Source organism: Streptomyces sp. NK15101, assembly GCF_020400725.1.
Taxonomy (GTDB): domain Bacteria; phylum Actinomycetota; class Actinomycetes; order Streptomycetales; family Streptomycetaceae; genus Streptomyces.
This window is the reverse complement of sequence record NZ_JAINVG010000029.1, coordinates 27,066-41,704: the sequence shown is the minus strand read 5'-3', so window position 1 is coordinate 41,704 and position 14,639 is coordinate 27,066. Positions and strand designations below refer to the sequence as shown.

The 14,639-nt window shown below is 71.2% G+C and carries 12 protein-coding genes; 5 read left to right on the top strand and 7 right to left on the bottom strand.

Annotation, left to right across the window (positions count from 1 at the left end; translation table 11 throughout):
* Positions 1-20 precede the first annotated feature (20 nt).
* A complete protein-coding gene (locus K7G60_RS17615; protein WP_225801873.1) occupies positions 21-1,295 on the bottom strand; it encodes an aspartate kinase in 1,275 nt (424 codons plus the stop codon).
* Between the two features lie 229 nt (positions 1,296-1,524).
* Here K7G60_RS17615 and K7G60_RS17610 point away from each other — a divergent pair, with 229 nt between their 5' ends.
* Together K7G60_RS17610 and K7G60_RS17605 are read left to right on the top strand one after the other, a co-directional pair.
* On the top strand, positions 1,525-3,531 hold the full coding sequence (locus K7G60_RS17610; protein ID WP_225801872.1) for an anthranilate synthase family protein: 2,007 nt from the start codon (positions 1,525-1,527) through the stop codon (positions 3,529-3,531).
* The gene (locus K7G60_RS17605; protein ID WP_225801871.1) at positions 3,528-3,932 is read left to right on the top strand and encodes a DoxX family protein; all 405 of its coding nucleotides are present in this window, start codon (positions 3,528-3,530) and stop codon (positions 3,930-3,932) included. The genes K7G60_RS17610 and K7G60_RS17605 overlap by 4 nt, the downstream gene beginning before the upstream one ends.
* 46 nt (positions 3,933-3,978) lie before the next feature.
* On the opposite strand, the gene K7G60_RS17600 is transcribed toward K7G60_RS17605, so the two are convergent.
* Positions 3,979-5,970, bottom strand: coding sequence for a multicopper oxidase family protein (locus K7G60_RS17600; protein ID WP_225801870.1), 1,992 nt, complete (start codon positions 5,968-5,970; stop codon positions 3,979-3,981).
* Complete coding sequence (locus K7G60_RS17595; protein ID WP_225801869.1) at positions 5,967-6,404, bottom strand: DUF6220 domain-containing protein; 438 nt, start codon at positions 6,402-6,404, stop codon at positions 5,967-5,969. Before K7G60_RS17595 ends, K7G60_RS17600 begins: the two co-directional genes overlap by 4 nt.
* 289 nt (positions 6,405-6,693) lie before the next feature.
* Here K7G60_RS17595 and K7G60_RS17590 point away from each other — a divergent pair, with 289 nt between their 5' ends.
* Positions 6,694-7,371, top strand: coding sequence for a response regulator transcription factor (locus tag K7G60_RS17590; protein ID WP_225801868.1), 678 nt, complete (start codon positions 6,694-6,696; stop codon positions 7,369-7,371).
* Positions 7,372-7,441: 70 nt separating this feature from the next.
* Here K7G60_RS17590 and K7G60_RS17585 read toward each other — a convergent pair whose 3' ends face one another.
* Complete coding sequence (locus tag K7G60_RS17585; RefSeq protein WP_225801867.1) at positions 7,442-9,145, bottom strand: cation acetate symporter; 1,704 nt, start codon at positions 9,143-9,145, stop codon at positions 7,442-7,444.
* Complete coding sequence (locus K7G60_RS17580) at positions 9,142-9,477, bottom strand: DUF485 domain-containing protein (RefSeq protein ID WP_225801866.1); 336 nt, start codon at positions 9,475-9,477, stop codon at positions 9,142-9,144. Before K7G60_RS17580 ends, K7G60_RS17585 begins: the two co-directional genes overlap by 4 nt.
* A 347-nt stretch (positions 9,478-9,824) precedes the next feature.
* Here K7G60_RS17580 and K7G60_RS17575 point away from each other — a divergent pair, with 347 nt between their 5' ends.
* A complete protein-coding gene (locus K7G60_RS17575; protein WP_225801865.1) occupies positions 9,825-10,220 on the top strand; it encodes a VOC family protein in 396 nt (131 codons plus the stop codon).
* A 78-nt stretch (positions 10,221-10,298) separates the two neighbouring features.
* Here the strand turns inward: K7G60_RS17575 and K7G60_RS17570 are convergent, their stop codons facing one another.
* Together K7G60_RS17570 and K7G60_RS17565 are read right to left on the bottom strand one after the other, a co-directional pair.
* Entirely contained in the window at positions 10,299-10,682 is a 384-nt protein-coding gene (locus K7G60_RS17570) for a DUF6223 family protein (protein ID WP_225801864.1), read from the bottom strand.
* 91 nt (positions 10,683-10,773) lie between these two features.
* Positions 10,774-12,951 carry an MMPL family transporter gene (locus tag K7G60_RS17565; protein WP_225801863.1) on the bottom strand — a complete coding sequence of 726 codons (2,178 nt, stop codon included), beginning with the start codon at positions 12,949-12,951 and terminating at the stop codon, positions 10,774-10,776.
* A gap of 235 nt (positions 12,952-13,186) precedes the next feature.
* Between K7G60_RS17565 and K7G60_RS17560 the strand changes: the two genes are divergently transcribed.
* Entirely contained in the window at positions 13,187-14,425 is a 1,239-nt protein-coding gene (locus K7G60_RS17560) for a sensor histidine kinase (protein WP_225801862.1), read from the top strand.
* Positions 14,426-14,639 lie beyond the last annotated feature (214 nt).

Here is a 14,639-nt window from a genome sequence, read left to right as displayed (position 1 = left end):
GCCACTGTGCCCTGCCTCTCTCAAGCGATCGCGGAATGACCGGGGCTCGTCGCGGACGTGACGTCCGCCGGCTCGGGTCGGTCGAGCTGGAACTCGCGGTGCAGGGTCTCGACGGCGTCGACGACGCGTTCCCGTGGCACGACCACGGAGAGCCGCGTCTGGCAGGTGGAGATCCAGCTCGTCGGAATCCCGGCGCCGGCCAGCGCGGACATCAGGCGGGCGGTGTACTCGGGACGGCTGAGCAGGCCCATCCCGACCACCGACACCTTGCCGACGTTCTCGTCGAAGTGCACGCCACCGCCGAAGGCGGCCGCCAGCTCGTGCAGTGCGTCCCGCACGGGTCCCGCCTGGCTGCGGCGGATCGTGAACCCCATGCGGAACTCGTTCTCGTGGGGTCCGGACCTGGCGACCAGGTCCACCACCGTGCCCTGGGCGGCCAGCGTCTCGAACACTTCGGGAGCCATGTCCCGGTGGGGGTCCCGGCAGTGCACGAGCACGCGGGCGACGTCGGTGTCGTGGGTCACCGCCACGACGGCCCGGCGGGTCTCCAGCGGCACGGCGTCCTGCCGCTCGACGACGATCGTTCCCGGCGCCTGCGTCGCCGCGTTGCGTACGTGCACTTCGACCCCTTCCATGGCGGCCAGTTCGATGCAACGGGTGTGCAGCACCCTCGCGCCCGCGAAGGCCATCTCCGCCATCACCTCGGGTGAGACCCACGGCAGGCGGCGGGCCGCGGGCAGGATGCGGGGATCGGCGCTGAAGACGCCGTCCACGTCCGTGTAGATCTCGCACACCGACGCGTCCAGCCGCGCCGCCAGGGCCACCGCCGTCGTGTCGGAACCGCCGCGGCCGAGCGTGGCGACGTCCCCGGTGCGGGCCACGCCCTGGAACCCGGTGACCACGGCGACCTTGCCGGCGTCCAGGGCCGACCGCACCCGGTCGGCCCCGATGCTCGTGATGAGCGCGTCGCCGTGCCGGTCGGTGGTCCGGACCCCGGCCTGGTGCCCGGTCAGCGAGACCGCCGGCACCCCCATCCCGTTGAGGGCGAGGGCCATCAGCGCCGCCGACTCGGACTCGCCCACGGACAGGAGCTGATCCAGCTCCCGGGACGGATCGGCGGCGCCGACGTCGGCCGCCAGCCGCAGCAGGTCATCGGTCCGGCTGCCGCGCGCCGAGACGACCACGGCCACCGCCGAACCCTTCTGCCGCGCCGCCGAGATGCGCAGTGCGGCGCGACGGACGCGGTCGAGCGTCTGGAGGGAAGTACCGCCGAATTTCTGGACCAGCACGTCCACGGTCGATTTCACCACCTCTCGCCGAACGTCGAATCGGAACGGGCTCGACAGTAGGCGGGCCGTCACGGCGGGGCCCACTACTCGCCCGAGTAGTGCCGTCTCATTCAGCAGTTCACGCCATGCCGCGGGCGTAACAGGAATCACGCGATGGCGGCTTCACGTCATGTCCGGCGCCTTCCGCCCCCGCAATATCCAGAGGTGATGTGATCTCACGCGATTGGGAGCGGATATGCACGGGACGGATTCGAGTACTGCCAACTCCCCAGGCGCTCCGGACGACCCCGGCGAGGCGCTGGCCGGCCTCGGTGCGGACGGGCGCCCCTTCGCCCTGCTCTACCGGCCCGGCTCGGTGCCGGACGCGCGTGTGGAGGTCCTGACCGGCGAGGTCCAGGCCGTGGGGAGCCTCGCCGAACTGCCCCTGCCCGAGGGGCCGGCGGGGGGCGCCCGGCACGACCTGCTCGTGGCGGTTCCGTACCGGCAGATCACCGAGCGGGGGTTCGCCTGCCGCGACGACCGGGCGCCCCTGCTCGCCATGCGGGTCGCCCGGCAGACCGCGCTCAGCCGTGACGAGGCGCTGGCCGGCCTGCCCGACCAGGACATACGCGTGTCCGATGCCGGCTTCGACATCAGCGACGAGGAGTACGCGGCGACCGTCAGACGGGTGCTGAGCGAGGAGATCGGTCAGGGCGCCGGTTCCAACTTCGTCATCAGGCGCTCCTTCACGGCACGGCTCGACGACTGCTCGGTGCGCACGGAACTCGCCGTTTTCCGGAGGCTGCTGACCGGCGAGCTCGGGTCGCACTGGACGTTCCTGTTCCACACCGGCGCGGGAACGTTCATCGGAGCGTCGCCGGAGGCGCACGTCGGCATGGCCGCGGGCACCGTCTCCATGAACCCCATCAGCGGGACCTACCGGCACCCCGCGACCGGTCCGGAGACGGCCGGGCTGCTGAAGTTCCTGAACGACCAGAAAGAAGCCAACGAGCTCTACATGGTCGTGGACGAAGAGCTGAAAATGATGGCGCGCATGTGCGCCACCGGCGGTCGGGTGCACGGCCCCTTCCTCAAGGAAATGGCGCGGCTGACCCACTCCGAATACATCCTGACGGGCGACAGCGACCACGATGTGCGCGACGTGCTGCGGGAGACCCTGCTCGCGCCGACCGTCACCGGCAGTCCCCTGGAGAACGCCTTCCGCGTCATCGCCCGCCACGAGACCACGGGCCGCGGACACTACGGCGGCGTCCTCGCCCTCATCGGCCGCGACGCGACGGACGACCGCACCCTCGACTCGGCGATCATGATCCGGACCGCCGAGATCGACGACGAGGGCCGTCTCCGCCTGGGCGTCGGCGCCACCCTGGTCCGCGACTCCGACCCCGAATCCGAGGTGGCCGAGACCCGGGCCAAGGCCGCGGGCATGCTCGAAGCGCTCGGCCTCGCCTCGCCCGGCGGCGCCGGCGGCCGGCCCGTCCCCGCGGGGGCGTACGCGTCACCCGCCGCCGACCCCCAGGTGCGCCGGGCCCTGTTGAACCGCAATGCCACGCTGTCGCGGTTCTGGCTCGCCGGTGCGCAGCGCGGCGGACCGGACCCGGCGCTGGACGGGCGGCGCGTGCTGCTCGTCGACAACGAGGACACCTTCATGGGGATGCTCGGCCACCAGCTGCGCGCCCTGGGCCTGACGACCACGATCACGCGCTTCGACCGTCCGCTGTCGCCGGAGGAGTACGACCTGGTCGTCGTCGGCCCCGGACCGGGCGACCCGCGGGACACGACCTCGCCCCGGCTGAACACGCTCCGCGCGCTCACCCGCGACCTGCTCGCCGGCTCCGTCCCGTTCCTCTCCATCTGCCTGGGCCACCAGGTGCTCGCCTCGGAGCTGGGCTTCGAGCTCGTCCGGCGCACGGTGCCCAACCAGGGCGTGCAGAAGCGGATCAACCTGTTCGGCCAGGACGAACTCGTGGGCTACTACAACACCTACACCGCCCGCTCGGAGTACGACTTCGTCGCGGGGACGGGGTGGCGCAAGCCCGTCGAGGTCAGCCGGCAGCCCGGCACCGGCGAGGTGCACGCCCTGCGCGGCACGGGGTTCCGCTCCGTGCAGTTCCACCTCGAGTCCGTCCTCACCCAGCACGGCCCGCGCATCCTGCGTGACCTGCTCGTCTCGCTGCTCGGCGAGGCGGGGGACACCGGCTTCGCGCGCGTCTACGCCCAGCACGTCGGAGGAGTGCGGTGAGCGGGCGCACGGCGTCTCCGGCGTCTCCGGGCGAGCGGAGCAGGGCCGCGAACGTGGCCCTGCTGGTGATCCAGGTGCTCCTGGTGCCGTTCTATCTGGCCGCGGGCTCCGCGAAGCTGGCCGGCGCGGAGCAGATGGTCGAGTTCTTCGACCAGATCGGCGCGGGCCAGTGGCTCAGGTACCTCACCGGCACGGTCGAGGTCCTCGGCGCCCTCGGCCTGCTGGTGCCGCGGCTGACGGGTGCGGCCGCGCTCGGGCTGACGGTCCTGATGACCGGCGCTGTGGTCACGAACCTCGTCGCCGGTACGCCCTCGGTCCTGGCGCTGGTCCTCCTCCCCCTCGTCGCCGTGCTCGCGTGGGGCCGGCGGGACCGTACCCTCGCGCTGCTGTCCGCGCGGTGACGGCGGCGGCACCGGTCACGGTGCCGCCGCCTCCGAACACCGGCTCCTACCCTCCGTGGCCGGCGTGCGCGCCGCCGAACGGGGTGGTGACCGAGTCGTAGGAGAGGAGCAGCATCATCCCCTGCTCCGCGTGGGGCAGGTTGTGGCAGTGGTTCATCCAGATGCCGGGGTTGTCCGCCTTGAAGGCCACCTCCCAGACCTCTCCCGCCCGCACGTCGAACGTGTCCACCCACAGGGGACTGCCGGACGAGGGCTTTCCGTCCCTGGACAGGATCAGCACGGGGTGGCCGTGCAGGTGCCAGGGGTGGGTCTCCAGGCTTCGGTTGACGACCTTGAACCGGACGACGTCGCCTTCGGTGACCAGCAGGTCCGGGATCGAGGGGTGTCCCCGTCCGTTGACCGTCTGCGCGTAGGCCGGGGCGCCGTCGACCATGGCGATCGCGCGGTCCAGGACGAGGGTGAAGTCCCGGTCGGCGGAGTCCGGATCGAAGGGGGCGCGGGCGGGCGTTCCGTAGGCCAGGAGGTCGAGCTCCGGCCAGTCGGAGGTGTCCTCGATCCGCGGCTCGCCGTCGACGGCCCCGTCCGGGCGCAGCAGCACCCCGGTGCCGGGGTCGTCGTCGAGCACCAGCGCGACGGCCGTGTCCGGCATGGTGAACACCAGGTCGTAGCGCCCGCCGGCGGGCATGCGCAGGCCCACGTCGCGGACCTGCCCGGGATGGTTGAGGTCCCGGCCGTCGACGGCCTCGATCCGGAACCGGGTCCCGGTGAGGGCGATCCGGTGCGGATCCGAGTCGGTGTTGATCAGGCGCAGCCGTACCGGCGCACCGGGTGCCGCGGTGTGCGTGGTGCGCCCGTCCCGGTTCCCCAGGACCGCGGTGCCGTCGAAGGTGTGGACGGGCAGCGTGAGGTCGACCTCCCGCGGGTCCGGGCCCTCACCGGCCGGGCGTCCGTCCCGCGGCCGGACGACGAGCGTCCCGTACAGCCCCTTGTGGACGGCCGGGTCCGACGACTCGTGGGTGTGGTACCAGTACGTGCCCGCCTGGTCGGCGCGGAACCGGTAGACGAACTCCCCGCCGGGCGTCACCGGACGCTGTGTCAGGCCCGGCACCCCGTCCTCGCCGCACGGCACGTCGTAGCCGTGCCAGTGGAGGGTGACCCCGTCCTCGATGTCGCCGTTGCGCAGCGTCACCTCGATCAGGTCGCCCTGGGTGGCGGTGATCGCCGGGCCCGGTACCTGGCCGTTGTACGTCCACGCGTCGATCTCGTGTCCGGACTCCAGCCGTACGGTGGCCTTCTTCGCGGTGAGCACGTGCCGGCGCGTGGCACCGCCGGGAGCCGGAGTGGTGAGGCCGCGCAGATCGGCCACCGACGTCGCCCGGTGGTGGGAGCCGGCCGGGTGGGCCGGGCCGCCTCCGGTGACGAAGGACTCGGGTGACCGGAAGAGCAGGCCGACGCCCGTGGCCCCCGCGCCCACGGCGACACCGGCTCCCACGGCGGAGCTGACGAACCGCCGCCGGGTGGGCGCGGCCTGGAGCTCCGTCTCCTCCCGCGTCCCCTCGCCGTCCGCCTCCCGCGCCATGACGCGGGAGGTCAGCACGGCGCCGGCCGACACCAGCGAGACCGCGATCAGCGCGGTCGACCAGGTGAGGGGGTATCCGGCGAGGAGGGGCACCAGGAGGGCGGCCAGCGCGGCGTAGGCGGCGGTGAGCAGCGCGACGACGCAGCGCGCCGGCAGGCGCTCGCCGTCGCCCTTGGCCGACGCCCGCAGCCGGGGCCCCGCGACGATCACCGCGGTCGCCCCGGCGACGCCGAGCAGCGGAAGTCCCAGCAGCACCTTGTCCGCGACGAACCACCAGCCGCGGCCGGCGAGGACCGAGACGGTGGCGACCCGGGCGAGCGTGACCAGGACGGCCGCGACGAGCAGGCCGAATCCGAGCCGGTGGCGCCGGAGGGCCGCCGTGACGCCCGCCCCGAACCACGACACGACGCCCAGCAGGGCGACGGCGTGGTCCAGGAGGATCAGCTGGGCGGTGGTCACTGCGCGGACCCCTGGGCGGGTCCGGTGGCCTGCGCGGCGGACGCCGGGGAGTTCGACAGCTCGCGCGCCGTGCGCTGGATCCTGACGGCCACGGCCACCATGGCCAGCGCGCCGACCGCGTGCAGGCCGAAGACGATGCGGCCCGCGCCCGAGGGGTCGTCGAACGCCTTGGCGACGACCGCGATCACGGGCTGGAGGATCCCCAGGCCGACGAGCGCACCGGCCATGCCGACGAGCCGGCCGGGCACGCGGGCCACCGCGGCGAGCACCGTCAGCACGAGCGAGAGGAGGACGATCAGATAGCCCAGCGACCGGTGCGGCTTGAAGGCCTCCTCGATGGGCGTTTCGGCGAACGCCCCACTGCCGGCCAGGTAGAACTGCACCGCGATCGCGAGCATGATGAATGCCGCCAGTCCGGCGATGGCTTTACGCATCGGAAAGCGCCTTTCGGGTTGGTGTGGTCACGGACGTGCCTGTTTCCGTCGGCGGAGTCTCGGAGGAATCGTCGCGTCGACGGACCCGCGGCGTCCTCCGGTGTCAGATGGCCGTCCGTACGCAAATCTGCGTACGGGGCCGGGGTTTGATTGCGCTCAGCGCCGTAGACGATCAGGGCCGGACGGGCACTCGCCGCCCCCGGCCCGGCAGTAGGATCTCGGGTATGCGACTCAGAGCCACGCCGTCGACGAGCACGCGATCTCCGGCGCAGACCCGAACGGCGCGGCCATGAACGCGCCGGGCGCAGCTCCCATCAGGGTCCTGCTCGCCGATGACGAGCGTCTCGTGCGATCCGGGTTCAAGGTCCTGATCGACGTCGAGGACGACATCGAGGTGGTGGGTGAGGCCACCGACGGTGCGGAGGCCGTCGAGCGGGCCCGTGCGACCCGCCCCGACGTCGTCCTCATGGACATCCGCATGCCGAAGGTCGACGGGATCCAGGCGACCGGTCAGATCGTCAGGACGCCGGGACTCCAGCAGGTCCGGGTCCTGATCCTCACCACGTACGAGACCGACGCGTACGTCTTCGAGGCGCTGCAGGCGGGTGCCAGCGGCTTCATGCTCAAGGACGCGGGACCGGCCGAACTCCTGCACGCCATCCGGGTCGTCGCCGCCGGAGACGCGCTGCTCGCCCCGCGGATCACGCGCCGGCTGATCGCCCAGTTCACCGCGCAGCGGGTCGCCACGCAGGCCGGCGAGGACCGGCTGGCGGTGCTGACCCAGCGCGAGCGCGAGGTGCTGGCTCTGGTGGGACAGGGCCTGAGCAACGACGAGATCGGCACCGCGCTGTGCCTGAGCCCGGCCACGGCGCGCACCCACGTCAGCCACGCGATGGTCAAACTGGGGGCGCGGGACCGCGCGCAGCTGGTCGTCATCGCCTACCGGACCGGGCTCGTCACGCCGTAGCCGTGACATCCGTGTGGAGTCCGGCGGCGAACCGCCGGACTCCACACGGGAGGTCGGGAGCCGTGGGGCCTCAGTGCACCGCGCCGGACGCCTGGCTCTCCCGGTGCTGCCCGTCCCCGGCGAGCGGGTCCTTGCGGGTGGGGAAGGTGATGCCCGTGAAGGCACGGACCTGCAGCTCGGCGAAGCCCGCGTCGTTGCGCTCCTTGCTGGTGACCGTTCCGACGTAGCCGAGCAGGAAGGCGATCGGCGTCGAGAGCAGTCCGGGCTCGATGTCGAAGAGCTTGAAGTCGAGGTCGGGGAACATGGCGGTGGTGGGGTCCCCGGAGATGCCGTTGGAGAAGACGACCATGAACATGGTCACCGCCATCCCGCCGTAGACCGTCCACTTCAGTCCCCGGGTGTTGAAGCGCCGCCAGTACAGCGAGTAGAGGATCGCCGGCAGGACCGTGGCGGCTCCCAGGTCGACCGCGGTCGGGATGAAGAGGTGGGTGAACAGCGGCACCATCGCCCCGCCCACGACGATCGAGACGATTCCGATCACCAGGACGTTGCGCCGGATCTCCTTCAGCTCGGCGGCCGGCGCCGGCTTGCGGCCACGCGCCGCGTTGATGTCCTTGGTGTAGGAGGTCACGCCGTTGATCAGCAGGCCCGCGAAGATCGCGGCGACCGAGATCAGGGCGAGCCCGCCGAAGATGCCGGACGCCCACTGACCGCCGAAGTAGTCCACGAGCTTGGGCAGGGTGATGTCGCGGTGCTCGGACCTCATGCCGTAGTTGCCCAGGCCGAGGATCGCGACGGCGCCGAGACCGAGGATGGCCATGCACTGGTAGAAGCCGACGGCGACGATCGACGCCCAGCCGGCCGCGCGCCGCGCGTTGCGTGCCGTGGTCGCCGCGTAGAAGCGCATGAAGACCCACGGCATGCCCATGCCGCCGACGGCGATGCAGAAGAGCTTCGACAGGTGGACCCACGGGTCCTGGGTCGACAGCGGGGTCGAGCCGTCGCCGAACTGGCGGCCCGGGCCGAGCAGGTCGAACCCGCGGCGGTCCGGCTTCGCGTTGGCCTGGGCGTCGTCGAGCAGGTCGAAGATGTTCAGCTTGTACTTGATCAGTACGGCCGCGGTCAGCAGCACCACGAAGACGCCCATCAGGATCGTCTTGAGCGCGAGCAGTCGGGTGACTCCGAGCATGCCGCCCATGTACACCCACGCGATGGCGACCGCGCCGACGACGGCGACCACGATCCCGCCGAAGGCCAGGTTCGGTTCGGCACTGGTGTCGAACATCCGGATGGCGACCTGGCCGATCGCGGCCAGCATGGAGACCATGAACATGGTGTAGGTCGTCAGGGTGATCACTGCCGACGCGATCCGCGCGGGACGCTCCTTGGCGCGCAGCACGAACAGGTCGCCCATCGTGTGCCCGCCCACGTTCCGCATCGGGCCGGCGTAGATCAGCACGCCGAGCACCGAGCCGATCGTGAAGGCCGTCATCATGAGGATCGCGTCGTAGCCGTTCAGCGCGATGTGCCCGGTGATGATGATGACGGTCGAGTACATGATGAACGCGCCGAGGTGCGCGAGGGTGTTCTGACCGGTCGGGACGTTCCGGTTCGCGAGGAGGAAGCCGTCCGGGGTGCGCGTGCTGCCGCGCGCCGATCCCACGAGGTAGAACACCACGGCCGCGAGGGCGATGGCGACCGCCGCGGCGATGCCGGGCGCCGCCCAGGTGTTCTCGACGGGGGGCAGGTGAGGGGCCGCGAGGACTCCGTTCATCGGAGGTCTCCTTCCAGGTCCGCCCGGATCCGGTCGGTCATGGGATCCAGCTGGGTACGGGCGTGTCGCAGGTACAGCGTGGAGACCGCCACCACCAGGTTGAGCGAGAGGAAGACGAAGAGCAGGCCCACGTTGATCGGGCCGACGATCTCCTCGCGGTAGAAGTCCGGAGCGAAGGCGGCGAGCAGGATGACGAGGAACCACCATCCGTAGAAGAGGCCGCTCACCCAGGAGGTGAAGGTATTCGATTTGCGTCGCAAGGCCCTGAACTGGGGGCTGTTGTGCAGTGCGACATAGCGATCACCATCCACGGATGGGTCGAGCGTGTCCATCACACCTCCGCTGTCGAGGTCGCCGGCATGACGACGTCGTCGTGTGTACGCGGTCAGCACTCTCGGCCATCCCGCCCCCGCGCACATGGCCCATTCACGGGATATCGGCACGCCCTGCCGGGATGGCGTGCCGTCCCGCTCCCGGCCACGGCGGAGCGGCGGCCCGGTCCGTACGCGGCCGCGACGTCCATCACGCGGCCGCGCCCTTTCGCGGCGGAGCGGCCGGGCGGCGACGTGGTGGGGGGAGACGGGGGCGGCCTACGCTTCGGCCGTCGACATCCGTGCGGCGCAAGGCCGTTCCGGTGCACCGCGCACGCGCCGGCCGCCGCGACGAGGAGGGATCCCGCATGACCGGGAACGAGAGCGAGGGCGCCCTGGCGAGCGTCCGCTACATCGTGGACGACGTCCGGGCCGCCATCGACTTCTACACCGTTCACCTCGGCTTCACGGTGCTCAACGCGTTTCCACCGGCGTTCGCCGATGTGGTGCGAGGGCCGCTGCGGCTGCTGCTCTCCGGCCCGCCGAGTTCCGGGGCGCGCGCCACGCCCGCGGACCTCGCCGGCAGCGGGCGCAACCGCATCCACCTCGTCGTCGACGACCTCGAGGCCGAGCGGGACCGGCTGCGCGAGGCCGGCGTAGTGCTCCGCAGCGACATCGTCTCGGGGCCCGGCGGGCGCCAGCTGCTGCTGGCCGACCCCGCGGGCAATCTCGTCGAGCTGTTCACCCCGGCGGTCCGCCGCTGAGCCCGGGACGGGAGAACACGGAGCCGGCCGCCACGTGCGTGGCGGCCGGCTACGGCGATCGGCGGATGTCCCGCCCGGTCAGGCGCTGCGGCGCGAGCGGCTGACCGCCAGGCCGCCGACGGCCATGGCGATCAGCGCGAGCACCAGGGAGACGATGGCCCCGCCCTGCCCGTTGCCGGTGCCGACCTCCGCGTCGGACAGCGCGAAGGCGCCGACGACGCCGCCGACCAGCCCGAGCGCCACGGAGGCGAAGGCCATGCCCGGCCCCCGGCCGGAGGAGCGCAGCGCCAGCACTCCGAGGACCACGCCGGCCAGCCCCAGCAGCAGGGCCACCATGGACACGCCCCGGCCACCGCCGCCGTCCTCCGCGGCGGTCGAGACCTGCGCGGCCGCCGGTGCGGCGAGTGCCATCACTCCGAGCAGGGCTGTCGGTGCGGCGATGAGCAAGCGACGGACGGACATGAGGTTCCTTTCGGATGCTTGGTACAGGGTGGGAGAGCGCGGAGGGACAGCCTGGATCCACCGTGACGGTGGATCCAGGCTGCGGGCGAGGTCAGACCTTGACCCCTTCCTCGACCTCGGCCGGGGGTGTTACCGAGGGCGTCTTGGGTGCCCGGCGTCCGGGCATCCACCAGTTGGCCTTGCCGAACAGCTCCATCACCGAGGGGACGAAGACCATCCGGACGATGGTGGCGTCGATGAGCACGGCGACGGCCATGCCCAGGCCGCCCTGCTTGACGGCGACGTCGGGGCCGAGCAGCGAGGTGGTGAAGACCGCGATCATGATGGCGGCCGCGGCCGTGATCACCTTGGCGCTCCGCGCCAGCCCGGTGGCGACGGCGGTGCGGGTGTCCCCGGTGCGCTCGTACTCCTCACGGACCCGCGAGATCAGGAACACCTGGTAGTCCATCGACAGGCCGAACAGGACCGGGAACATCATCATCGGGACCCAGGTCGTGACCGGCATGGTGGCGGGGAACCCGAGGGCCGGGCCGAACCAGCCCCACTGCACGACCGCCACCAGCACACCGTAGGAGGCGGCGATCGACAGCAGGTTCATCACGGCGGCCTGCAGGGCGATCGTGACCGACCGGACCAGCGCGATCAGCAGCACCATGGACATCGCGATGACGACCCCGATCATCAGGGGCAGGCGCGCGCCGGACTCCTCGGCCGTGTCGATGGTGCTGGCGTTCGGTCCGCCGACGAGGACCTTCTCGCCGCCGGCGGTCTTGGGCAGCACCTCGTCGCGGAGCTTGTGCACCAGGTCCGTGGTCGCCTCGTCCTGGTAGCCGGTCGTGGGGAAGGCGACGAAGGTGACGGCCTGCCCGTCCTCGCTGACCCGGGGCGGCGTGGCGTAGGCGACGCCCTCGGTCTTGCCGACCGCTCGGACGACGGACCCGAGATCGGCGTCCTTGGAGTCGACCTCGGCGGCGAAGACCAGGGGCGCTCCGTAGCCCGGGCCGAAGCCCTCGGAGAGGATCGTGTACGAGATGTAGCTGCTCCGGTCACGGGGCTGGACGCTGGCGTCGGGCTGGCCCAGCCGCATCGACAGCACGGGGGCGCCCAGCAGCAGCAGGATCCCGCCGGCGGCGAGTGCGGAGACCAGCGGCTTGCGCTGCACCGCGCCGGCCCAGCGCTCGGCGAACGTACGGCGCTCCTCGGCCGGCGCACCGGCCTCCTTGTCCCCGCGGGACGCGCGCCGGGGCAGGCGGAGCGAGTTGATCTTGTATCCGGTGAAGCCGAGGAAGGCGGGCAGCAGCGTCACCGCGGCGATCATGGTGATGAACACCGTGATCGAGGTGGCGACGGCCACGCCGGTCATCAGCCGCTGTCCCATGACGAACAGGCCCATCAGCGCGATCACCACGGTCGTACCGGCGAACAGCACCGCGCGACCCGCGGTGTCGATGGCCTTGACCGTGGCGCTCTCGGGGTCCTCGCCGTCCCGGAGGCCGTCCTTGTAACGGGTCACGATGAACAGCGCGTAGTCGATGCCGACGCCGAGCCCGATCATCGCGCCGAAGACCATGGTGAAGTCGGGCGCGGGGAAGACGTGCCCCATCAGCTTCGTCAGCGCGAGGCCGGCCACGATGGCCAGGAGGGCGGTCACGATCGGCAGACCCATGGCCACCAGCGACCCGAAGGCGATGAACAGGATCACCGCCGCGGCCAGGAGGCCCACGCTTTCGGCCGAACCCTGCGGGGGCGTCTCGGCCTTCTCCGCCATGTAGCCGCCCAGCGCGAGCGTGAGGCTGTCGTCGGAGGCGTTCTTGACCGTGTCCACCAAGGGCTTGACCTCGGCCTTGTCCACCTCCTTGGCGCTCAGCGGGATGGTCATGCGGGCGATGCGACGATCCTCCGTCACCAGCTTCTTGTCCTGGTACGGCGACGTCACCGGTCCCGTGACGGGCGAGGCGACGAGATCGGCGATGGCCTTCTCGATCTTCTGCTTGGTGGCGGGGTCGTCGATCCCCTTGTCAGCCTTGATCGCGAGGGTCAGCCTGTCCCCCTGCTCCTTGGGGAAGTGCTTCGCCATCAGCTGCTGCGCCTTGGCCGACTGCGAGTCTCCCCCGGAGAAGTCGTTGTCGGGGGCGGCGCCATAGCTGAAGCCGACGAACGCCACGGCGATCACACCGATGACCCAGGCCAGGAGCACCAGGCGGCGGCGGCGGAAACAGTAGCGACCCAGTCCCGCCAGAGCTCCGTTACGTGGAGTCTCGGTTGTCATCATCTGCTCCTCAGTGGTGGAGCCATGCGGCATGGCTCGCTACTCGGTACGGAAGAGGTTGATCGGTCACAGCGGCGATCGTCCCGTACGCGAGACGGTCCTGACCTCTGACGACGGATGGTGGTGCCTACGCAATCGGACGTAACCCGCCGCGCCGCACCACGCCCGTCGACGTAGCGTTTTCGCGCGCTTGAGCGGAGCGTGCTCCGGGGGCCCGAACAGTAGGATCGCGGTCATGAAACTCCGCCCCGGGTCGTTCTCGCTGCGGGTGCTGACCCAAGACGTGCTGCTCGCTCTCTTCGTCACCGTGATGCAGGTGCAGGGCACGGTCGCCCTCGCCGCCGCCAGGGGGACGGAACAGCGTTCGCTCACCGAATTCGGATACCTCGGATTCACGCTGCTGGTGGTGGGTGGCCTGGTCGTGGCCGTCCGCCGCTTGTGGCCGGTCCTGGTGCTCGTCACCACCGCGGTCGCCAGCCTGGTGTATTACGCCCTCGATCTCCCCGACGGCTACGGCTGGCTCGGACTCATGGTCGCCCTGTACACCGTCGCCGCCTACGGCGACGGGCGCAGATCCCTGACGATCGCCGGCGGGGGCACCGTGATCCTGGCCGCCGGGTGGCTGTTCGCGTCGGCCGACGTGCAGCCGCGCGAGGCCCTCGGCTGGGTGTTCTTCCGCATCGGTGTCGCGGTCATGAGCACGGCTCTCGGCGAGTCCGTCCGGTCCCGGCGGGTCATCGCGGCCGACGCCGAGGAGCGTGCGGAACTGGCGGAGCGGACCCGCGAGGAGGAGGCCCGTGCCCGGGTCGACGCCGAGCGCCTCCGGATCGCGCGCGAGGTGCACGACACCGTCGCCCACGCCATAGCGATCATCAACGTGCAGTCCGGGGTCACCGCGCACGTGCTCGACAAGCGACCGGAACAGGCACGCGAAGCCTTGCTGACCATCGAGCAGACGAGCTCCCGGACGCTGCAGGAGATGCGCGCCATCCTCGGCGTCCTCCGTGGCGACAGCGACGAACCCGTGCCGCACGCCAGCCTGGAGCAGATCGACGACCTCACGGCCGAGGCACGCGCCGCAGGACTCGACGTCACGCTCGAAGTGAACTCGCCCTCGGCGCCGTTGCCGAGCGCGGTGGACAGCGCCGCCTACCGGATCCTCCAGGAGTCGATCACCAACATCATCCGGCACACCGGCCCCACCCAGGTGACGGTCGCGGTGAACCCGGGGATCGACCATCTGGAGATCCGCGTCACCGACCGGGGCGGTGCCGGCTCCCGTGGCGTCCCCGCGCGGAAGCCGTCCGTCAACGGCACGGCCGCGGGCAGGCGGGACAAGCCCGGCCGCGGTCTCCTGGGCATGCGCGAGCGCTGCCAACTGCTGGGCGGGGACTTCAACGCCGAGCCCACTCCGGGCGGTGGGTTCGAGGTCATGGCACGGCTGCCCCTCGCACCGACCGGGTCGCTCCTCTGAACACGGCGCCCCGCGGCGGATCGAGACAATTCACCTGACGACGACAATGTGCCCTGGAAAGCGAGAAGCTTTCCAGGGCACATTGTCGTCGGCGGACCTCACGGCGGGCAACACCCGCTCCAGCCCCAGGGCGAGTAGTGTCGGCTACCCGTATGAGCAGTGGCCGCCCACCGGCGAACCAACTACTTTCAGTGCGACAGAGATCATATTACCG

Bases quoted from the DNA above. Each gene is read 5' to 3' on its own strand.
- K7G60_RS17590 (WP_225801868.1), top strand. From the start codon at position 6,694: ATGAACGCGCCGGGCGCAGCTCCCATCAGGGTCCTGCTCGCCGATGAC.
- K7G60_RS17560 (WP_225801862.1), top strand. From the start codon at position 13,187: ATGAAACTCCGCCCCGGGTCGTTCTCGCTGCGGGTGCTGACCCAAGAC.
- K7G60_RS17585 (WP_225801867.1), bottom strand. From the start codon at position 9,145: ATGAACGGAGTCCTCGCGGCCCCTCACCTGCCCCCCGTCGAGAACACC.
- K7G60_RS17570 (WP_225801864.1), bottom strand. From the start codon at position 10,682: ATGTCCGTCCGTCGCTTGCTCATCGCCGCACCGACAGCCCTGCTCGGA.
- K7G60_RS17565 (WP_225801863.1), bottom strand. From the start codon at position 12,951: ATGACAACCGAGACTCCACGTAACGGAGCTCTGGCGGGACTGGGTCGC.
- K7G60_RS17610 (WP_225801872.1), top strand. From the start codon at position 1,525: ATGCACGGGACGGATTCGAGTACTGCCAACTCCCCAGGCGCTCCGGAC.
- K7G60_RS17595 (WP_225801869.1), bottom strand. From the start codon at position 6,404: ATGCGTAAAGCCATCGCCGGACTGGCGGCATTCATCATGCTCGCGATC.
- K7G60_RS17575 (WP_225801865.1), top strand. From the start codon at position 9,825: ATGACCGGGAACGAGAGCGAGGGCGCCCTGGCGAGCGTCCGCTACATC.
- K7G60_RS17580 (WP_225801866.1), bottom strand. From the start codon at position 9,477: ATGGACACGCTCGACCCATCCGTGGATGGTGATCGCTATGTCGCACTG.